Source organism: Glutamicibacter sp. AOP38-B1-38 (assembly GCF_052377485.1).
Lineage (GTDB): Bacteria > Actinomycetota > Actinomycetes > Actinomycetales > Micrococcaceae > Glutamicibacter.
Map to the genome: position 1 here is coordinate 140,374 of NZ_JBQSWU010000004.1, position 20,187 is coordinate 160,560.

At 61.1% G+C, this 20,187-nt stretch carries 21 protein-coding genes and 1 pseudogene; 16 read left to right on the forward strand and 6 right to left on the reverse strand.

Annotated elements, in window-relative coordinates; translation table 11 throughout:
- The first annotated feature begins 2 nt into the window (after positions 1–2).
- The 9 genes and pseudogenes from murI to ACT3TP_RS03890 all read left to right on the forward strand — a co-directional run bounded on the left by murI (position 3) and on the right by ACT3TP_RS03890 (position 6,677).
- Entirely contained in the window at positions 3–926 is a 924-nt protein-coding gene (murI, locus tag ACT3TP_RS03850; RefSeq protein ID WP_444619420.1) for a glutamate racemase, read from the forward strand.
- Positions 923–1,717 (forward strand): annotated as a pseudogene (locus ACT3TP_RS03855) (MBL fold metallo-hydrolase); the annotation flags it as partial. The gene murI and the pseudogene ACT3TP_RS03855, both read left to right, overlap by 4 nt.
- Positions 1,718–2,012: 295 nt before the next feature.
- Positions 2,013–2,345: a carboxymuconolactone decarboxylase family protein gene (locus ACT3TP_RS03860; protein ID WP_444615473.1), complete on the forward strand. Its 333-nt coding sequence runs from the start codon at positions 2,013–2,015 to the stop codon at positions 2,343–2,345.
- Positions 2,346–2,541: 196 nt separating this feature from the next.
- The gene (locus ACT3TP_RS03865) at positions 2,542–2,982 is read left to right on the forward strand and encodes a PACE efflux transporter (RefSeq protein ID WP_444619422.1); all 441 of its coding nucleotides are present in this window, start codon (positions 2,542–2,544) and stop codon (positions 2,980–2,982) included.
- Positions 2,983–3,088: 106 nt separating this feature from the next.
- Positions 3,089–3,823 carry a ribonuclease PH gene (rph, locus tag ACT3TP_RS03870; RefSeq protein ID WP_096283846.1) on the forward strand — a complete coding sequence of 245 codons (735 nt, stop codon included), beginning with the start codon at positions 3,089–3,091 and terminating at the stop codon, positions 3,821–3,823.
- Entirely contained in the window at positions 3,820–4,455 is a 636-nt protein-coding gene (gene rdgB / locus ACT3TP_RS03875; RefSeq protein ID WP_096283844.1) for an RdgB/HAM1 family non-canonical purine NTP pyrophosphatase, read from the forward strand. The genes rph and rdgB overlap by 4 nt, the downstream gene beginning before the upstream one ends.
- Before the next feature lie 224 nt (positions 4,456–4,679).
- Positions 4,680–5,069 carry a GntR family transcriptional regulator gene (locus tag ACT3TP_RS03880; RefSeq protein ID WP_255248346.1) on the forward strand — a complete coding sequence of 130 codons (390 nt, stop codon included), beginning with the start codon at positions 4,680–4,682 and terminating at the stop codon, positions 5,067–5,069.
- Positions 5,062–5,991, forward strand: a complete 930-nt coding sequence (locus tag ACT3TP_RS03885; protein WP_444619425.1) for an ABC transporter ATP-binding protein — start codon at positions 5,062–5,064, stop codon at positions 5,989–5,991. Before ACT3TP_RS03880 ends, ACT3TP_RS03885 begins: the two co-directional genes overlap by 8 nt.
- On the forward strand, positions 5,979–6,677 hold the full coding sequence (locus tag ACT3TP_RS03890) for a hypothetical protein (protein WP_096283840.1): 699 nt from the start codon (positions 5,979–5,981) through the stop codon (positions 6,675–6,677). The genes ACT3TP_RS03885 and ACT3TP_RS03890 overlap by 13 nt, the downstream gene beginning before the upstream one ends.
- Positions 6,678–6,756: 79 nt before the next feature.
- On the opposite strand, the gene ACT3TP_RS03895 is transcribed toward ACT3TP_RS03890, so the two are convergent.
- From ACT3TP_RS03895 to ACT3TP_RS03905, 3 genes are read right to left on the reverse strand one after another with little or no spacing between them, the layout of a single operon-like run.
- A complete protein-coding gene (locus tag ACT3TP_RS03895; RefSeq protein ID WP_217990337.1) occupies positions 6,757–6,858 on the reverse strand; it encodes a mycothiol transferase in 102 nt (33 codons plus the stop codon).
- Positions 6,859–6,882: 24 nt separating this feature from the next.
- Positions 6,883–7,008 carry a hypothetical protein gene (locus tag ACT3TP_RS03900; RefSeq protein WP_444619467.1) on the reverse strand — a complete coding sequence of 42 codons (126 nt, stop codon included), beginning with the start codon at positions 7,006–7,008 and terminating at the stop codon, positions 6,883–6,885.
- Positions 6,971–7,225 (reverse strand): mycothiol transferase, encoded by a 255-nt coding sequence (locus tag ACT3TP_RS03905; protein ID WP_444619427.1) that lies wholly within the window; start codon positions 7,223–7,225, stop codon positions 6,971–6,973. Before ACT3TP_RS03905 ends, ACT3TP_RS03900 begins: the two co-directional genes overlap by 38 nt.
- 295 nt (positions 7,226–7,520) lie before the next feature.
- On the opposite strand from ACT3TP_RS03905, the gene ACT3TP_RS03910 reads away from it, so the two are divergent.
- The 3 genes from ACT3TP_RS03910 (at position 7,521) to ACT3TP_RS03920 (ending at position 10,008) form a co-directional block, all read left to right on the forward strand.
- Positions 7,521–8,030, forward strand: a complete 510-nt coding sequence (locus ACT3TP_RS03910) for an SRPBCC domain-containing protein (protein WP_444619429.1) — start codon at positions 7,521–7,523, stop codon at positions 8,028–8,030.
- 421 nt (positions 8,031–8,451) lie between these two features.
- Complete coding sequence (locus tag ACT3TP_RS03915; RefSeq protein WP_444619431.1) at positions 8,452–9,459, forward strand: exonuclease domain-containing protein; 1,008 nt, start codon at positions 8,452–8,454, stop codon at positions 9,457–9,459.
- Positions 9,460–9,510: 51 nt separating this feature from the next.
- A complete protein-coding gene (locus tag ACT3TP_RS03920) occupies positions 9,511–10,008 on the forward strand; it encodes a GtrA family protein (RefSeq protein WP_444619433.1) in 498 nt (165 codons plus the stop codon).
- Between the two features lie 111 nt (positions 10,009–10,119).
- On the opposite strand, the gene ACT3TP_RS03925 is transcribed toward ACT3TP_RS03920, so the two are convergent.
- The gene (locus ACT3TP_RS03925) at positions 10,120–11,061 is read right to left on the reverse strand and encodes an ADP-ribosylglycohydrolase family protein (protein ID WP_176484083.1); all 942 of its coding nucleotides are present in this window, start codon (positions 11,059–11,061) and stop codon (positions 10,120–10,122) included.
- A 51-nt stretch (positions 11,062–11,112) separates the two neighbouring features.
- On the opposite strand from ACT3TP_RS03925, the gene ACT3TP_RS03930 reads away from it, so the two are divergent.
- From ACT3TP_RS03930 to ACT3TP_RS03940, 3 genes are all read left to right on the forward strand, one after another.
- Complete coding sequence (locus ACT3TP_RS03930) at positions 11,113–12,276, forward strand: exonuclease SbcCD subunit D (RefSeq protein ID WP_096283830.1); 1,164 nt, start codon at positions 11,113–11,115, stop codon at positions 12,274–12,276.
- Positions 12,273–15,338: an AAA family ATPase gene (locus ACT3TP_RS03935; protein WP_444619436.1), complete on the forward strand. Its 3,066-nt coding sequence runs from the start codon at positions 12,273–12,275 to the stop codon at positions 15,336–15,338. The genes ACT3TP_RS03930 and ACT3TP_RS03935 overlap by 4 nt, the downstream gene beginning before the upstream one ends.
- Positions 15,339–15,462: 124 nt before the next feature.
- Positions 15,463–16,725, forward strand: a complete 1,263-nt coding sequence (locus ACT3TP_RS03940) for an MFS transporter (protein WP_255248344.1) — start codon at positions 15,463–15,465, stop codon at positions 16,723–16,725.
- A 76-nt stretch (positions 16,726–16,801) separates the two neighbouring features.
- On the opposite strand, the gene ACT3TP_RS03945 is transcribed toward ACT3TP_RS03940, so the two are convergent.
- The gene (locus tag ACT3TP_RS03945) at positions 16,802–17,536 is read right to left on the reverse strand and encodes an IclR family transcriptional regulator (RefSeq protein WP_258133793.1); all 735 of its coding nucleotides are present in this window, start codon (positions 17,534–17,536) and stop codon (positions 16,802–16,804) included.
- A 243-nt stretch (positions 17,537–17,779) separates the two neighbouring features.
- Here ACT3TP_RS03945 and ACT3TP_RS03950 point away from each other — a divergent pair, with 243 nt between their 5' ends.
- Positions 17,780–19,120: an MFS transporter gene (locus tag ACT3TP_RS03950; RefSeq protein WP_105554801.1), complete on the forward strand. Its 1,341-nt coding sequence runs from the start codon at positions 17,780–17,782 to the stop codon at positions 19,118–19,120.
- Between the two features lie 50 nt (positions 19,121–19,170).
- Here the strand turns inward: ACT3TP_RS03950 and ACT3TP_RS03955 are convergent, their stop codons facing one another.
- Positions 19,171–20,178 (reverse strand): LacI family DNA-binding transcriptional regulator, encoded by a 1,008-nt coding sequence (locus ACT3TP_RS03955; RefSeq protein ID WP_444619439.1) that lies wholly within the window; start codon positions 20,176–20,178, stop codon positions 19,171–19,173.
- Between the last annotated feature and the right edge of the window lie 9 nt (positions 20,179–20,187).

A 20,187-nucleotide genomic window follows, 5' to 3' on the forward strand; every position in this document is an offset into this window, starting at 1 on the left:
CGATGAACTCCTACTTCGCCAGTTCTCCGCTCAGCGCGCCAAATGCCAATACCCCGATCGGGATCTTCGATTCCGGGGTCGGCGGACTGACCGTGGCCCGCGCGATCATCGACCAGCTGCCGGGCGAATCGTTGATCTATGTGGGGGACACCGCGAACTCGCCCTACGGCCCGCTGCCGATCGCCCAGGTGCGGGCCAATGCGCTGGGCGTGATGGACGAGCTGGTGGACGCCGGGGTGAAGCTGCTGGTGATCGCCTGCAATTCGGCCTCCTCGGCGGTGCTGCGCGATGCCCGCGAACGCTATACCGCGCGCTACGGGATCCCGGTGGTCGAGGTGATCCAGCCGGCGGTGCGCCGTGCGGTCGCGGCGACCAAGAATGGGAAGATCGGGCTGATCGGCACCCAGGCGACGGTGGGCTCGCGTGCCTATGAGGACGCTTTTGCCGCCGCTCCGTCGTTGCAGGTGCACGCGGTGGCCTGTCCGCGGTTTGTAGAATTCGTGGAGTCCGGGATTACCGCCGGTGCCGAGCTGCTGGCGCAGGCCGAGGAATACCTGGCCCCGCTGAAGGCCACCGAGGTGGACACGCTGATCCTGGGCTGCACCCACTATCCGCTGCTCACCGGCGTGATTTCCTACGTGATGGGGGATTCGGTCACCCTGGTCTCCAGCGCCGAGGAGACCGCGAAGGATGCGTTCCGCGCCTTGACGACCCATGAATTGGTACGCGAGGACCAGCTGGCGGCGCGTCACGAATTCCTTGCCACCGGGAACGCTGATAGTTTTGGGGTATTGGCTCGCCGATTCCTCGGACCGGAAGTAGTGCAGGTGCGCCATGTGGACCATGTGGCCGCCCACTATCCCACCGGTGCGATCACCAGGCTAACCCCGGAACTGATTGCCGCGGCGAAAGCGAGTAAGCAATGAAGCTGACCATTATCGGGTGCACCGGGTCGTTCCCGGGCCCGAGCTCCCCGGCGTCCTGTTATCTGGTCACTGCCTTCGATGGCACTCGCGACTGGAAGATCCTGCTCGATCTTGGCTCCGGTGCCCTGGGCGTCCTGCAGCGCTATACCGATATCAAGGACCTCGATGGGATCATGATTTCCCATCTCCACCCGGATCACTGCATGGACCTGTGCGGCATGCACGTGGCCATCCGCTGGGATCCAAACGGCTGGAACCGCGAAAGAATGCTGGTTCACGGGCCGGCGGATACCGCCAATCGGATCGAGACCGCCTACGGCCTGCCCGAGGGCGACACCATGCACAAGGACTACGACTTCCGCCAGTGGACCGCACTGCAGCCGGTGAATATCGGCCCATTCACCATCACCCCCTACCCGGTGCGCCACCCCATCGAAGAGTCCTACGCCTTGCGCGTGGAGGCCCGCGAACCGGGCCCCGACGGGGAACTGCTGACCAGTGTGCTGACCTACTCGGGGGATACCGATACCTGCCAGGGGCTGGTGGATGCCGCCCGGGATTCGGATATCTTCCTCTGCGAAGCGGCCTTCGAGGAGGGCCGCGACGACGCGATCGACGGAGTGCATCTGACCGGCAAGCGCGCCGGGCAGATGGCCGCCGAGGCGGGTGCCGAGCGCCTGCTGCTGACCCACATTCCGGTGTGGACCGATATCAACAAGGTCGTCGACGAGGCGAAGGAAACTTATGACCGCGGGATCGCCGTGGCAATTTCCGGGGTGACCTATGGGGTCTACTCCGGCTCCCTGAAAGAGGACAAGCACCCGACGCTGTTCAAGGGCGACCGCGGAACCGACTACCTCAAGTCCCGCACCGGCTCGCTGCCGAAGATCAACTATGAGAAGGTCCGCAAGTTCCCGCTGCTCAAGCGCAAGAAGTAGCGGGCAGCCCAACGAAGGAACCGAACTAGGCCATCGGCACCGCGAAACGGCGTAAATCTGGGCAAACAGCATCCCGAGGCTTACCAAGAGCCCTGATCGAGTTGAATGCGCAGCCGAAGCGGCGCTGGCGGCCTGCGGCCTGGACCCGATGCTGGGTGAGCTGGTCAAGATCCGTGTTTCGCAGTTCAACGGTTGCGCCTTCTGCCTGCGAATGCACACTCGCGATGCGCTGAAACTCGGTGAGAGTTCCGACCGCTTGGCGGCGCTGGCTACGTGGTGGGAATCGCAATATTTCAGCGAGTTGGAGTCCGCGGCGCTGGCCTTGGCCGAAGAGGTCACACAGCTTGAGGTGCCGCCGTCGCGCGCCGAGGACACCGCGGTGCTCAGCGCGGAGCAAGTCTCCGCGATCAGTTGGCTTGCCATCGTGATGAACAGCTGGAATCGGAGCGCGATTCGCAGCCAATACCCCGTCGCACCCTGACTACCAGAAATCACCGCGCGGCTGAGGGGCCAGCCAGCTAGGCCGGTGATTTCACTCACCGAACTCTAGCGAGCAGAATTGCCGCGTGCTAGCTTGGAAAGCACACCCCGCTGAGGCTTCGCGGGGCAAATCATTAGCTGCACCATGGACGCGAACCCGCAAGGACTTCCTATGGACTACTTCTAAGGAGTACCTCGTGTCCTCGGTTCTTCGGCGCATTATTTACGTCTTTTCCTATGAGCTCTTCGCCATTGTGCTGACCTCCGTGGCCTTGATCCTCTTGGGGTTTGGCGGCGGGCATTCCGGTATTGTCGCGGTGGCTTCATCGGTCGTGGCCCTGATCTGGAACTACATCTGGACCTCCCTGTTCGAGGCATGGGAACAGCGCCAGGAGTCCCAGGTGCGCACCGTGGCCCGCCGGATTGTCCACGCGCTCGGCTTTGAAGGCGGATTGGTACTGATTCTTGTGCCGATTCTCGCCTGGATCCTCTCGGTTACGCTGCTCGAAGCGTTGGTGCTGGAAGCCGGATTGCTGGTGTTCTTCTTGATCTACACCTTCGTCTTTGCCTGGCTTTTTGACCGTGTTGTACTGGCCACAAAATCCTCACCTGCCGAGGTTGAAGAGCCGGTGATCTAGCACCGGCCGCCGGCCAAATAGGGTTGGCTGCCTGTTGGACTAAACACCCTGGCATCTGGTGCTGTCACAGACCCGGAAGCCGGGGTGTTTTCGTTAGGATGGAAGCATGACTTTACGTGCCGACGGCCGCAGCGCCGCGCAACTTCGCGACATCACCATCACCCGTGGATGGTCCACCCAGGCCGAAGGATCGGCTCTGATCGAATTCGGAAATACCCGCGTGCTGTGCACCGCTTCCTTCACTCAGGGCGTGCCGCGCTGGCTCAAGGGTGAGGGGACCGGTTGGGTTACCGCGGAATACGCGATGCTTCCACGTGCCACCAACACCCGTAACTCCCGCGAAGCGGTCAAGGGCAAGCTGTCGGGCCGCACCCATGAGATTTCCCGGCTGATCGGCCGCTCGCTGCGCGCGGTGGTTGACACCAAGCAGCTGGGCGAAAATACCATTGTGCTCGACTGCGACGTATTGCAGGCCGATGGCGGAACCCGCACCGCCGCGATCACCGGCGCCTATGTGGCGCTGGCCGAAGCACTGGAATGGGCCCGCAGCGAGGGGATCCTGAAGGCCAACGCGAAGGTGCTTTCCGATTCTGTCGCGGCGATCTCCGTGGGCATCATCGACGGAACCCCGATGCTCGACCTGCCTTATGAGGAGGACGTTCGCGCGGAGACCGACATGAACGTTGTGGTCACCGGTTCCGGTGACTTTGTCGAGGTGCAGGGCACCGCGGAGGGCGCACCGTTTAAGCGTGCAGAGCTCGACGCACTGCTGGACCTTGCCTTGATCGGGACCACGGAGCTGGCCCAGATCCAGACCGAGACCCTGCGAAACGCCAAATGAGCAAGGCAGTTCTCGTCCTAGCCTCACGCAACCAGGGCAAGCTGCGCGAACTGCGCGAGCTGCTGCGCGGCCAGGTGCCTGGTCTGGATGTTGACACCCAGGTGATCGACGCGGCCACCGCCGGCGCCCCGGACCCGGTCGAAGACCAGATCACCTTCGAGGGCAATGCGCTGAAGAAGGCCAAGGAGATCAGTGCCGCCACCGGGCTGATCGCGCTGGCCGACGATTCGGGATTAAGCGTTGAGGTCTTAGGCGGTGCACCAGGGATCTTCTCGGCTCGCTGGTCCGGGGCGCACGGTGATGATGAGGCGAATATCGACCTGCTGCTGGGGCAGCTCGGCGATATCGCCGAGGAGCACCGCGGGGCCGCGTTCGTCTGCGCCGCGGCCCTGGCTACACCGAGCGGTGCGCAGCATGTGGAACTCGGCAAACTTGTCGGACGGTTGCGCCGCGAGCGTGCCGGCGAGCATGGCTTCGGCTACGATCCGGTCTTCCAGCCCAAAGATTCCAACCGTTCTCTGGCGCAGTTCTCGGCAGAAGAAAAGAACACGATCTCGCATCGCGCCCAGGCCTTCAAGCAGTTGCTGCCAGCGATTATCACTGAGGTCAGCAAGGTATTAGCCGTCAAATAAGCGACAGCGTGACTTGGCGCAGATAGCCATCTGGCTTCTGGCGAACCGGCCGGTTCTCCGCATTTTCCCGACATGGGAAAAGCGGAGAGCCGGCCGGTTTTTTCGTGTCCGGAAGCCGAGGGTATTGCGTAAATCCCAGCCAGGTTCTATGGTTAGTTACATGAGTAATGAACCAATGAACTTGTTGGGAGATTTGGTTCCACTGACGAGGGGAAGTGCATGGCGTGATCGATGATTCGAAACCGATTTTCATGCAGATCGCTGAGCTGATCGAAAATGACATTTTCGCCGGCGTGCTTGCCGAAGAGGCCCAAGCGCCATCGACCAACGAATTCGCCGCCTTTTACCGGATCAATCCGGCAACTGCGGCCAAAGGAATTAACAAGCTCGTTGAAGAAGGGCTGTTGTATAAGAAACGGGGGATCGGGATGTTCGTAGCACAGGGCGCGCCGGAACGGCTGAGGCAAAAGCGTCGACAGAAGTTTAATGACCTGTACGTCCAACCGCTGACGGCCGAAGCGGGGAAGCTTGGCATCGGTGTCGAGGAGCTGATGGACATGATCAAATCCGCACATCCACTGGATTCGAGCCACGGAGGTATGAGTGATGTCTGAGAAAATCGCAGTCTCGGCGCGCCGGCTGACCAAGACGTTCAAGGACGTCAAAGCGCTGGATGACGTTACCCTGCAGCTGGAATCCAACAAGATCTACGGTCTGCTCGGCCGCAACGGCGCTGGTAAGACGACCCTGATGTCCATCCTCACCGGTCAGGGGTACCCCGGCAGCGGCGAGATCGAGATCTTCGGACACGCGCCTTTTGAGCATGATGCAACGCTGTCCCGTATCTGCTTCATTCGTGAATCGCAGAAGTACCCCGATGAGTACAAGGTCTTTCAGGCGTTCAAAGCAGCGTCCCTCTTCTTCGAAAATTGGAACGAGGCGCTAGCCCAGGAGCTGATTGCCGACTTCAACTTGCCGATCAAACGCAAAATCAAGAAGCTCTCCCGTGGCCAGCTTTCGGCCGTTGGAGTGATTATCGGACTGGCGTCGCGGGCCGAAATTACCTTCTTCGACGAGCCATACCTGGGCCTGGATGCGGTGGCTCGACAGATCTTCTACGACCGGCTGGTTGAAGATTTCTCGCTCTACCCGCGCACGATCGTGCTCTCCAGCCACCTGATTGACGAGGTCGCAAATCTCCTCGAACACGTGATCATCATCGATGGCGGTCGCATCGTGATGGACAGTGATGCTGAATCCCTGCAAGGTTCGGCGTTGACGGTCAGTGGCAACGCGAGCACGGTGCACGAGTTTATCGAGGGCTACCCGGTCATCCACCGAGATTCTCTGGGAACGCTGGCGAGCATCAGCATCCGAGCGCGGCTGACGGAGAGGCAGAAAACCGAAGCGCGAGAGCTGGGTCTTGATCTAAGCCCGGTTTCACTACAGCAACTGGTCGTACGGACTGCACTAGGGCAGCCGGTGCAAAGCGCTACACCCGAGGGTGAAGAGGAGGCAAAGCAATGGAGCGTGTAATAAAGGTAGTGCGCATGCAACTGATCAACAAATGGGTCTTTATCGGCCTCCCGCTGTTGATTCTTGGCTGCTCTTTTCTTTTCTCGCTGGCGATCTTCTGGATAGTCCGCGAAGCCGGAGCCGAAGGAGCCGTTTATGGCGGCGGAGCTCAGGCGCCCATGTGGTATTTCTTGGCGTTGGGTATCCAGGCATTGACCTTAACCTTCCCCTTCTCTCAGGCCATGAGTGTCTCGCGGCGCAGTTTCTATCTCGGAACGGTCCTCTTGTTCTCGGCCTGCGCGCTGGCGCTATCGATCTTCTACTACCTGATGGGACTGGTGGAAAAGGCGACCGGTGGTTGGTGGCTGGATTCCCGGTTCTTCGCCTTGGAATGGATCGCGGACAACAACGCGGCGGTCCAGGTAGGTTTCTATTTCGTGCTGATGGTACTGCTCTTCATGATTGGCTTCCTGATCGCCACGATCTACATGCGCTGGAAGACGACCGGCATGGTGGTCTTCTTCATTGGGCTAGGAGTTGCGCTCCTCGGAGTTGCCGCGCTGATGACCTTCAGTGATTTTTGGGACAACTTCTGGAGCTGGGCGCTGACTTGGACTGCGGCCGGGGTGACCCTGTGGGGTGGCGTCGTAGCGGTGCTGATGGCCGGCGGCTCGTATCTGACCTTGCGTAAGGCAACAGTGGCCTAGTCGCAAGCTAAACGGCCTGATACCCAGGGAGCGAATCACTCGCTTCTTGGGTATTTTGCTACGCGGCGGCGCGCGACCCCTATCCCATTGACTTCGCGCCGTCGCTGGACTCGCGGATGATGTCGGGGTGACCGGCATGCTGCGAAGCCTCTGAACCGATGTGCAGTAGTGACCAGCGCATGCGAAGGCTCACACCTGGTTCGTTCTATGGGGCCAGCGGTAGCTCGAATCGCCGGGCAAAGTCTGCAACGGTGGCCACCACGTCCTCGGTGCGTGCCGCGTAGGCATCATAGTCAGCAATGATTTCCGCCAGAGTCTGATCTGCCCCCATTGACCGACTGGGCCACCATGCCTTCGACGACAAAACGCGCCCAGAAATCCTCAGTGGCGGTAACGTGCCAAGTGATTCCTCCTATGCAGAGCACATTAGCCGTGGGGCGAAGCCTAGCCTGATCATCGCTCAGCCCGCGGGTCGTATTCTTCGGGAAGAAACATGTCTCCGCCAGCAGGCCCAAGATGTCATGGCGTTCGGGAGAAAGCGAAGCCACGGTGCTCCTTGGAATGGTCTATGCCTGGATGGGAAATGCTGTGCCAAACGATAGGGCGCTCCGCCGCTGAGCAATCGATGGGCTTGAAATAGCGCTTTTCCCGCGGTGGATCTGTCCGCCAAGGCAAGGATGCGCCGAACAGCCACAAATCATTTCTCGACCTTGAGCGAGCATGGCAAGGCGTTTCTTCTCCACTGACGGATAGCACCTTTCTTGCTACCCTACATACACCGCTGTCGAGCCCAACGGATACAGGATCCACCTCGGCAACTCATGGAGAATCAGGAGAGTGGCCATGAACGCCCTGCCGACCGGAACGCGCGCCCCCGATGGCGCATTGGAGCTGCGCAGAGTTTTCACGGTGCCAGTCGCAGAACTTTGGACCTACCTTGCTGCCTCGGATCGAACTGCCTTGTGGTTCGGCAGTTGGCAAGGTAACCCGCGCAGCGGGGAAGTGGAAGTGGCTTTGACTGCCGAGGAAGGAACGCCCCGCGAGAAAGTCGAGATCCTGAGCTGTGACCGGGCTGCTTATCTTCTGAGCGTCAGCACCGGGGAAGGCGAGGAAATGTGGCGGTTGGAATTATCGATTGAGGAAGTTACGGACGGCAGCCAGCTGGTGTTCAGAATGCCGGGGCTCGATCCGGCGATGGCCGGCTCGGTGGGCCCTGGATGGGATTACTACCTGGACCGGCTGGTGGCAGCCGTGTCCGGTGCCAATGCCGATGAAATCCGGTTCGAGCCGGACTATTACCCAGCACTTAGCAGCTACTACGAGTCGCTCTTCACACCCTCGCCCGGGCAGTAACCGACTGCGTATATCGGGTATGCAGGCGACGCGGGCAACCATTGCCGTGTTCGGTGCAGCTCCGGGCTACTAGCTGGTAAACCCGGAAATCCGATTGCCGTCGTGTGGGCGATGCATTCTCGTAGGGACTCTGGGCGAACGGAGGCAGCAAGGGGAATTGGCAATGCGCAGTTTGAGCGGTACGCCATCAGAATGCGTGAAGTATTACGGTGCGAACCGCTGAAACTGCAGTGCCTTCTCATGTGAGCTGTCTTGCTCTCCCTAATTTGCGGCGAATCGAATCGATTCTTAATGGGCGCAGGTCAAGTTCGTTTTTACCGAGATAAATAACGCGGTGGCAGAAGGAAGCCCTGTAGTCGAAAGCTGCCGTCGAGGGGACACCGATGACGTTGATCGAGCGAAAGGGAGTAAACTGGCAGGCGTGTCATTGGACTTCACAGCGCTAGATTTTGAAACGGCAAACGGATTTATCGGCTCGGCCTGCTCGGTCGGCCTGGTAAAGGTCCGTTCCGGACGTATCGTCGAAACCGAACAGTGGTTGCTTCGGCCTCCGGAGGGTTTCGATCATTTCGACCCACGCAACGTCTCGATTCACCACATCACCGAGGATATGGTCACACACGCTCCGCGCATCGGCGAGAAGCTCGGCGACCTGCTGGAATTTGTCGGTTCAGATGTTCTCGTAGCCCACAACTCGGCTTTCGACTCGGGCGTCATTCGAGCAGCTTCGGAAGCCAGTGAGCTATCGGTACCGCAAATTGCCCACCTATGCACCGTCAAGCTTTCGCGCAAGGCCTATGATCTGCCGAGCTATTCGCTGCCGTTCGTCGCCGAAGAGGCCGGGCACCCCATCGAAAACCACCACGAAGCCTTAGCTGATGCCGAGGCTTGCGCGTGGGCGATGATCGACATAACACAACGCAGCAATGCGAGCACCGTCTTGCAGGCAGCCGATCATTACAAGGTCGGGCTTGGATTGACTGCCGCGTGGAACCCTGGCGAAGAGTTTTCCCGCGCTACCCGTGACGCACAAGGCTGGATAGCCAGCGGCCAACCGCTGCCGCCCCAAGACGCCTTCGGCTCATGGCCGCAGGAAGGCGATAATCCCGAACCGAATTCGAGTGCCGATCCCACGCATCCGTTATACGGACAGGTGATGGTCTTTACCGGCAATCTCTCCGTGCCCCGACCCAAGGCAAAGCAATGGGCCGCTAATTACGGTGCGCAGACCGCCTCGCGGGTCACCCGGGCAACGACCGCGCTGGTCGTCGGAGATGGATTTGTGCCGCAGGATCTCTCCAACGGGCGGCTGACCAACAAGGCCAAGCACGTACTGAAACTGCGTGACAAGGGCCAACGTGTGGAAATCATCTCCGAGGGTGAGTTCATGCAACTGGTCGAAGGCTTCGGAATGGCCGTCCAGGGTTAAATACGGCCATCCGCAATAATTTCTTCACCCACTAACAACCACGGAGTAACTGTGAGCGATAAAAATCGCGTGCTAACGAGACTTATGCGTTTCGTCGGCGTGGGCGGTTTCTGCTTTCTGGTGACGCTAGTGGTGAATTACGGTCTGAAATTCACGGTGCTCGAACCGCACCCGACGACCGCTTTCATCATTGCCAACTGTGTTGCGACAATCGTTTCCTTCGTCCTGACCCGGCAGTACACCTTCCAGCATCAAAACAATGCCTTCCGCAAGCGCATCCAGGCCAGCGGATTTTTCGCGGTTTCACTGATTGGCATTGGCATCAACTCGGCTCCGCTGTATGTGTCCCGCTGGATCTTGGGATTTCACTATCCCCAGGTTTCCTTCCTGAACCAGGAAATCGCCGACTTCGTTTCAGGGCCGATCATCGGCACGCTATTGGCCATGATTTTCCGTTGGTGGGCGCTGCACAAATTTGTCTTCCCAGACGCTGAGAAGGACTCCACCGCTGATGATGCTCAAGAATTGGTTTCGGTTTCAAAGCCCTAGGATCTTCGCGCAGAGCCGAAGGTCCACGCATGGCGTGCGGCCTTCAACATCAAAGGGGCAGTCCGGAACCAAATAGTTGGTTTCGGACTGCCCCTTTGAATCTCTGCGTGATTAGACGATCAGGGCCATCCAACGGTCATGCAGCTCGGAGATGATGTCATCCAACGCGGAGGCAGGACGGTCGCCGACTGCATCGGAACCATAAACGGCAGCCAGCAGGGCTACGGCGTAGGCATCGGTTTCCGGGTCACGTGAGCTGCTCTCGTCCTCCGCTGGCGCCTCTTCGGCTTCGACATCGGATTCTTCTTCGGTCTCGGCGGGTCCCTTGTCCGCGAAGTAGGCAGCGTAGGCATCGGTCGGGGACAGGTCCAGCGAATCCCGGACGATCGAAACGACCTGGCGCAGGGCCTCGGCCGAAGGACCTTCCAATCCTTCAAGCATGCCTTCCCATTCGTCGGCGGAGCCTTCGGAGCGTTCCATGGCCGAACGAATGATCTTCGCGGCGGCGATGGCCGTATTGGCAGCTTGGGTATCGTGAGTCAAGAATGCGGCCGAGCGGGCCACGGCAACCGTGGTGTCCACGGGTACGCGGGCCAGCAGTGCGGCAACGGCCGCACGCGGAAGCACGCCGGTAGAGTCGGTGTTGGGACCCGTGGGGCGAACGCGCTGGCCCATATCGGCGGAGTTCAGTCCGGCGATATTTTGCGGGTCGCCGGGCAGGACGCCTTCGTGCAGTTCAACCTTGGCGAACTCGGCATCGATCCACCGTTTCAGCGGCTCAGGCGCGCCGGTCGGGAAAGACCCGGTCAGCTGTGCGTAGCCGCGCAGCGAGGCAAGCCACATGCAGGCCGCTTCGTCGCTGCCCACACCGTCGTTGGCCCATTCGAGGGCTTCGAGCAGCCCGTCGGCCATATACAGCGGGAGTAGTTCGGTGGCGCCGGGATCGATATCGTCGCGGGCGTGGGTTGCGCCGTCGGCTATGCCGAGCAGGATCGCGAACACCTTGTCTGAGTAGTTCTCTGGCAGGAGTGCAATTTCACCGGTTTCATTCACACTCCACATTCTAATGCTCATTCTGTCGGAGCAAGTGCATAAGGTGGATTCATGCGATTGCTTCACACCTCTGACTGGCATTTGGGACGGACCTTCCATGGTGCGTCGTTGCTCGAAACCCAGCGCAGCGTACTTCAGGAGATCATCGACATCACCCGCGAACGGCAGGTGGACGCGGTGCTGGTGGCCGGTGACATCTACGACCGGGCGCTGCCGCATGTCGATGCGGTCCGCCTCTGCAACTGGGCTCTGGGTGAACTTCGCAAGACCGGGGCGACGCTGATCCTGACCAGCGGCAATCACGATTCCGCCTCACGCCTGGGCTTCGCCTCGGCACTGCTGGATTCCGCCGGGGTGCACATCTTCGCCGAACCGGCACGCATGCTCGAACCGGTGCTGCTCGACGGCGAAGACCATCAAGTGGCCGTCTACGGCATCCCGTACCTGGAGCCACGCATGGTGATGGACGAGCTGCAGGTCGACCGGGCCAGCCATGAAGCGGTGGCCGGCGCCGCGCTCGCGCGCATCGAGGGGCATCTGGCCGAACTGCGCCAGCAAGGATCGCCCGTCGTCTCCGTAGCCATGGCCCATCTCTTCGCCGCCGGTGGACAGGGCAGCGACTCCGAACGAGAGCTGAGCACCGGAAATCTGGATGTGGTGCCCGCGCACCTGTTTGAGAACTTTGACTACACCGCGCTAGGACACCTGCATGGCCGGCAACGCATTACCGAACACATCCGCTATTCGGGATCCCCCTTGGCCTACTCGTTCTCCGAGGTGAACCAGCGCAAGGGCGTGTGGCTGATCGACACCGGAGCCGAAGGCATCACCGGATACCAGGAGGTCATCCTCTCGGTGCCTAAAAAGCTGGCCGTGCTCCGGGGGAACTTGGATGATCTGCTCGCCGATGAGTCCCTCGAATATGCCCAGGACGCCTGGTGCCAGGTGACCCTGACCGACCCCGAGCGTCCGGCCGATGCGATGAGCAAGGTGCGGACCCGATTCCCGGACACGGTGGTGCTGGCTTTCGACCCGCAAGGCGGCAAGGCGAAGGAAAAGTCTACCTACTCCGAACGCATGGCCAAGGCGACCAGCACCGCGCAGGTCTGCTCGGACTTCATCGAGCATGTCCGGGACCGGCACCCCGACGACCTCGAACGCGAATTGCTCGAATCGGTCATCCGCAGCACTCGTGAAGCACAGGTGAGCAAATGAGAATCCATCGGCTGAGAATCCAGGCTTTTGGCCCTTTCGCGGGCGTCGAAGAAGTCAATTTCGACGAGCTGGCCTCCGGCGGCCTGTTCTTGCTCGATGGCCCGACCGGTGCCGGGAAATCCAGCATCCTCGACGCGATTTGCTACGGCATCTATGGATCCTTGCCAGGGAATCGAGCCGGCAGCCGGCAGATCCGTTCGGACCATGCGGCACTGGGAGTCGAACCACAGATCATCTGCGAATTGACCATCGGAGACCGGCGATTCGAGGTCACCCGTTCGCCGGCCTGGATGCGCCCGAGCAAACGCGGCAAGAATGGCACCACCGAGCAAAAGGCATCCAGCGCGTTGCGCGAATTGGTCAAGGGGCAATGGGAAGCTCTCTCCACACGCAACGACGAGGTAGGCCAGGTCCTCGGGGGCCTCTTGGGACTGGACCGCGATCAATTCACCAAGGTGGTGATGCTGCCGCAAGGTGGTTTCGCCGACTTCCTGCGCGCCAAGGCTTCCGCCCGTGAAGAGCTGTTGAGCAACCTCTTCGACACCAGCGATTACGCGAAGATCGAGGAGGAATTCAACATACGGCTTGGCGAGGAACGCAAGAAGGCTGCCGATGTTGAAGCGACGCTCAGCGCGCGCGAAAATGGCATCCGCGAGGAAGCCACCGAGTACTTGGCGGTCCACGAAACGGCGGACCCGGAAGAGCCCGTGGAAGAGGTGGAGGAACCACTGGATTTAGCTGCAGAATTTGCCGGTTACGACGCCCGAATTTTTGCTCTAGCCACGGCGCATCAGGAAAACTCCGCCAAGCAACGGGTGCAACGCGACAAGGCGCGCAAAAACCAGCAATTCTTGGACGAACGCCGCCGCGTATTTGCCCGCTACGCCGAACTGCTGACCCTGGAGGCAGAGCATGAACGCATGCATCCCGCAGCCGTTCTTGCCGGACAGGGCCTTGAGCACCATGGGCGGGCCGCCGGAATCCGCGGCTATGAGGCTCAACTCAAAGACACGCAACGTGCGCTGAAAGAGCGAACAGCACCGTGGGAAGACAGCAAAGCCCAACTGCTGAAGGAACACGGACTGCAGGTCCAGCCCAACGCCGAAGACCTTGAGACTCTTCGAGTGCGCACGCTGAAATTGAACAATCGGCTCGCGGTCCTCAAGGCGGCGGTGAGCGATGAGGCCAAGCAGAAGCGCCTTCGCCAAGAACTCAAAGAATCGATCGAACTGGCCGCGAAGCAGCTGGAGTTCCGCAGCGACGCGGAGAAGATTCTAGAACAGCTGCGCCTTGGACGCGATGAGCTTGCTGCGGATCCGGAAAAGCTCGACGCGGTAGCAGCCGCCACGGCAAAACAACGGGCATCCGAAGAACTGAAGGCCGCGCAGGAATTGGTAGGGCAGGTCAAACTCCGCGATAAGCTCCGAATTGCGCTGACCAAAGCGGACATTGAGTATGCCGAACAGAGCCTGAAGCTCAATGCCGCGGAAAATGCGCACATCGCCGCGCAACGCACCCAGCTGGAACAGAGCGCCCTGCGTCTGGCGGCCGCGCTCGAAGACGGGGCGCCCTGCCTGGTGTGCGGTTCGCTGGAACATCCGCGGCCAGCCCGGGCCGCCGCCGGTGCCGAACTGATCGACGACGAACGGCTCGAGGCGCTGGAGAAAGAAGTCCAGAATGAACGCGACCTTCAGCAACGCAAGGCCAAGGCCCGCGACATTGCGACCACCAAATTCGAGGCAGCGGCCGAGGACGCCAAGGAACTCACCATCGAGGAGGGCCAGGCCAAGGCCGGCGAAGCGCAGGAAGCACTTGATGCGGCCGTCGCGAAACAAACCGAGACCGCCGAGCTGGTACGAAAACTTGAATCGCTGCGCACCCGCATCGAAGAAGAGACCGCGAAGGTCGCCGAGGCAGCGATGGACCATGCCGCGAGTACCAAGCAAGTGGAGTCCCTGAACACGCAGATTTCCGAGCTCGAGGAGGAACTCAGGCAGCTGCGTGAAGGCAGTGATTTGGGCATCGATGACTTAGTGCTGGAGGTACGCGCAGAATTCACGATCTTCAATCGCGCCTTGAACACGCTCAATGACTACCTTGCGGCGGTGGATGCCGCGCAGAAGGCCCAAGAGACCTGGACTCGTGAACGCGAAGAGGCCGGATTCGCGGAGGACGCGAAATATGCGGCAGCGCTGCTGTCCACGGAGGCGCGCGAGGAATTCGAGCGCGTCCAACACCAGGACACCGTACGTTCCAGCGCCATTGCAACGCTGAAGGGCTCCGAAGACTACCGGCGTGCCCGGGAATTCAGCGCCGCGGGTATCGAGGCACCGAGCGAGGAAGAACTGCACGAGGCAGGGGAGAACGCCAAGTTGGCCGAGGAGCTGTTCGAGACCGCACGCCAGGACGAGGTGCTCGCGCAGACCCAACTCGAACGGCTGCGCAAATCCGTCACGGCACTGGCCGAGTATCGTTCGGATTCGGGGCCGGTGATCGACGCATATCGGCGGCTTCGCGACCTTGCCGAGGTCATTCGTGGCGGGGGAGAGAACAGGTACAAAATGACGCTGAGCACCTATGTGCTGGCGGCGCGCTTGGAAGAAGTCGCGGCGGCCGCGACCGAGCGGTTGATGATCATGTCCTCGAATCGCTACTCCTTGCACCATGATGATTCGACCCGCGGCAACTCGAAGTCCGGTCTGGGCTTGCGTGTGCGTGACTCATGGACCGGCAAGGAACGCGATACCCAGACGCTGTCCGGCGGTGAAACCTTCATGGCCTCGCTGGCGCTCGCGCTGGGTCTGGCCGACGTCATTTCCCATCACAGCGGTGCCGTGGACATGCAGACGCTCTTCGTCGACGAAGGCTTTGGCTCCCTCGATGCGGAGACCCTGGAGCAGGTTATGGAAGCGCTGGAGTCGCTGCGCGCAGGAGGGCGCATGATCGGCTTGGTTTCACACGTTTCCGAGATGAAACAACGCATTTCCAACCGTGTCACGGTCACCAAGACGCAGCATGGGTCCACCATCGATATGACTCCGGAAGTGATGCTCGCTATATGAGCTAGACATTGCCGAAGACGCTGGTATGTTGAAAGTAGTGCCAGCAGGCATGTCTGGGAAATTTTGTGTGTCGGGGGGCGTGGGACGACACACGCTTTGTTGTGGAGAATTGTTGACTCAACATATGTTGTCCAACGAACCAAACGAAATCATCGAACCTAAACCAGGTTTTGCATCATTGGTTCCGATGGTTGGTACCGCGTACCTTCCATTATCTTTTTTTGCCCGGCTTCCGCTGGCAATGCTCACCATCGGGTCCATGACCCTGGTGACTGCCTCCTCGGGTTCCTATGCACTCGGCGGCCTGAGCGCCGCTATGGTCGGCTTGGGCTCGGCGATCGGCGGACCGACCCTCGGCTATCTGGCTGACCGCTTCGGCCAGCGCCCGGTCCTCATTCCGGCTGCGATCCTGCACACCATTTTGCTGCTCATACTCACCTGGTATGGAAACAGCGGTGCGGGCATGGTGGTCGGCGTGCTCGTGCTGATTTCCCTGCTTGCCGGGGCCACCGGACCGCAGGTCGGCCCGATGTCGCGGGTGCGCTGGATTTCGATGACTCGCCAGCAGAAGAAAAACCCGAAGGTGCTCACCGCCGCGCTCAGCCTGGAATCCATGCTCGACGAGCTCGGCTTCGTCTTTGGTCCGGTGGCCGTTGGCTTGCTGGCCTCGCTGCTGCACCCCACCTTGCCATTGTTGATTGCCGCGGTACTCACCGTGGTGCTCGTCCCGGTCTTTGCCAAGCACCGCACCGGTGACGCAGTGAAGCTGCACGCCGCCACCGCGCCGACCGGAAAGGTCCGTATCGGTCGTGCCCGGCTCGCTGCGATCGGCGCACTGGTTTTGGGCATGATCGGATTGGGCACCGTCTTTGGCTCATCGGCCGCGGGCACCCTCGCCTTTGCCGGCGCCCAGGGGGACTCGAACCAGGGCGGACTGCTCTACGGAGCGATGGGAATTTCCAGCGCCTTGGCTGCCGTGTCCGTGGCCGCCTGGCCGCAAGGGTTCAGCCAGATCAACCGCTGGATCACCTGCGGCTTGGCGCTGACTATCGCCAGCTTCGGATTGCATTTTGCGGCAACCGTCCCATGGATGCTGCTGGCCTTGTTCGTCGCAGGCTTCGCGGTGGGGCCGGTAATCGTGACGGTGATGACCCTCGGCGGTGAGGTCGCTCCGCCGAAGTTGCTGTCCACCGTGATGACGCTGCTGTCGGCGGGCATCGTGGTGGGTACCTCGATCGGCAACGGATTGGCCGGGCTGCTCGCCGACTCGGCAGGCTATCTCGGGGCCTTCTGGGTCTCCAGCGCGGCCGCATTCCTGATTCTGCTCGCCGCATTGGCCATGAAGCTGATCGTCTCCCGGGCGCCGTCCTTGTCGCGGGTGCGGTAGCGTAGCTTGTGATTCAGCGAAGGCTCCTTCCCGGGTGGGAAGGAGCCTTCGCTCATCTGTGGTGCTTTTGCTGGCGCTAGTCCAGCTCGTCGCCGATGTTCAGCGCAGCTTCCTTGAGCGCGCGGACAATGCGTTCGCGATCATCCACGGTGCTCGTGGCGAAGACTACCGCGATCGCCGCAGGTGTTGGCCCGTTGTGGGAGATGGGAACCGCAATGGCCGTGACACCTTGGATCACTTCATCCTCACTGGTGGCGTACCCCTCGATGCGCGCGGCGCGCGCAGGCTCCCGGTACTCGATACCGGTTTGCATCGCGTCCCATTGGCCGCGCGTGTATTTGGACTGGATCGCGATCCCCGGGGCACCGATATCCATGCCATGGACCGAACCGGGGCGGTGAACGATGGCGCGGTGCGAGTGCAGCGGTTCGACCGACTGCAAGGTGGTGCACATGTCATGCTCCCAGACGGCGATGAAGGCGGTCATCGACAGTTCGTTGGCGATCTTGGTCAGCTCCGGCATCGCGGCGGTTTGCAGGTCACGCTGCACCGACCGGGCCAGCGCCGCTAATCCCGAGGCGGTTCGAATCCGGCCGGCTTCGTCGCGGCTGAGCAGACGGTGCTCTTCCAAGGTGCGCAATATCCGGTAGGCGATGGAACGGTGCACGTCGAGCTCGGCGGCGATTTCCGCGATGGTCAGATTGACCGTGGAGTCCGCAACGATCTCCAATACCCGGATACCACGAGACAAAGTTTGCGAGGATGACATCTTCTTCATTCCGGCGCTGCCGCCGAAAATTCCGACGGACAAATCGCCTTGGGCTCGACGCTAGTAGTTCTCAAAGCGAGTCTAAGGGTTCTCTATCCGAACGGCGAATTCGTTTTTTGAATTTCCTTGCCCCGCAGGTCTGCTGAATCGCCCGTGGCCCCACGGCCCGAAGTGTGGCCCGCACCTCGTTGGCTTGTGAGGATGATCACTCATAATCTACTATTGGTTTGTTACCCGTCCGAACGGTCGGTATTTAATCGCATCTTCAGCTGAGGACACTCGCACATGTCTACAACCGTATCCCGCACCCAGGAAGAGCGGCGCGTTCTCGCCGGCACCCTGGTCGGTACCACCATCGAGTGGTACGACTTCTTCATTTTTGCCCAGCTCACCGCAACCTTGCTGACTCCGCTGTTCCTGGAACCGCTGGGTGAATCGAACCCTGCGTTGGCGCAGATCCTTTCCTTCGCCATGATCGGCATTTCCTTCTTCTTCCGTCCGTTGGGCGCCGTCGTGGCTGGCCACCTGGGCGACCGCTACGGCCGGAAGAAGATCCTGGTGCTGACGCTGATCCTCATGGGCGTGGCCACCTCGCTGATCGGCGTCTTGCCGACCTACGCTGCGATCGGCATCGGCGCGCCAATCCTGCTGGTGCTCTTGCGTGTGATCCAGGGCTTCTCGGCAGGTGGCGAATGGGGCGGAGCGGCGCTGATGGCCGTGGAGCACGCACCGAATGCCCGTCGTGGCTACTTTGGCGCCTTCCCGCAGATCGGTGTGCCCATCGGCATGATTCTGGCCACCGGGCTGCTGTTCATCCTGCGGGTGTCGATGACTCCCGAACAGTTCCAGTCATGGGGCTGGCGCATTCCATTCCTGCTGTCGGTGGTGCTGATTCTTGTCGGCTACATGATTCGCCGCGCGGTGGAAGAGTCCCCGGTCTTCAAGGCCATGGCACAGCGCAAGGCTTCGGAGCACACCCCGCTGCGCGAACTGATGAGCACGAACCTCAAGCAGGTACTGCAGGCGGCGCTGATCTTCGTTTCCAACAACGCGGCCGGTTACCTGGTGATCGCGTTCTTCATCTCCTACACCACCAAGGTGCTGGGGATGGAGCTGGCGCCGATCCTGCTGGCGACCACCATCGGCTCGGTCGGCTGGCTGATCTTCACCCTGGTCGGCGGCTGGCTTTCGGATAGGATCGGACGCCGCAATACGTTCGTCATCGGCTACGGGATTGTGTTCGTCTGGATGATTCCGATGTTCATGCTCGTGGACACCGCGAATATCGTGCTCTACACGATCGGGATTTTTGTGCTCACCATCGGCCTGGGTCTTTCCTACGGCCCGCAGTCGGCGATGTACGCCGAGATGTTCCCGGCACGCATCCGCTACTCGGGCATCTCCATCGGCTACGCGCTCGGTTCGATCCTCGGCGGCGCCTTCGCCGCGACCGTCGCGCAGATCCTGCTGACCGCTACCGGTTGGTCCGGTTCGATCGCGGTCTACATTATGGTGCTGACCGTGATTTCCGCCGGCGCCGTGCTGTGGGTTGGCGAAACCCAGGGCCGCAACCTGCATCTGGAAGAAGTTGAAGGCGAAGAGGCTCCGGCATCCACCCTCGGCTAGTCATGCCGCGGCCAAAACAATAACTTAATAGCGGCGACGCGCCCACCGGCCTAGGCCGGTGGGCGCGTTGTCGATGAACGCACGATGAGCCGATGGTTGATCTGGTGCCCCTCGGCGGCTTCCAGCCCGCGGATGGTGCGCAGCAGCATCGCCACGGCCGTTTCGCCCTGTTCATGCGGACGCTGTTCGATGGTTGTCAGGCCGAACATTTCGGCGAGCTCATGATTGTCGATGCCGATCACCGACAGATCGTGGGGAACCTGCAGGCCCAGATCCCGGGCGGCGAGCATCGCCCCGATGGCCATCTCATCGCTCGCGGCAAAGATCGCGGTGGGGCGGTGCCCCGGGTGGCCGAGCAGCTGCTTGGCCGCCTCGTAGCCTTGGGCCATGGTGAAATCAGCACCCATATACAATTCGTCGTCCACGCTCAGGCCGGCTTCGCGCAAGGCGCGTTCGTATCCGGCGCGGCGCTGGGTGGGGAGCTGGAAATCCAGGTCGGTTTCCTGGCTGCCGCCGATATGCGCGATCCGCGTATGGCCCAAGGTGATCAGGTGTTCGGTGGCCAGGGCCGCGACGGCTTCCTCATTCAAATACAAGGTGGGTGCCCCGGGCAGCGGCCCGCCCACTCCCACCAGGGGTTTATCCAGTGCATGCAGGGCGGCTACCTCGGCTTCGCTGAGCTCGACGTTCACCGCGATCACCGCGTCCACGCGTTGGCGCAAGAGGAAATCTGAGAAGACCTTTTCGCGCTGATCGACGTCCTTGCTCAACTGGTACAGCGTGGTGTCGTAGCCTTCGCGCATCAGCGCCGTGCTGATCCCTTCGAGCACCGAACCGTAGTACCAGCGGTTGATCATCGGCACCAGCACCCCGATATTGCGCGTTCGCCCCGAGGCCAGCCCCGAGGCGCTGGAGGAGACGACGTAGTCCAGCTCGTCGGCCGCGCGGCGCACCGCGGCCAGGGTGGTGGCCGAGACGTTGCCGCGGCCCGAAAGCGCTCGGGAAACGGTGGCGATGGAAACCCCTGCGGCTTCAGCCACGTCCTTGATACCGGCCACGTTGACCCT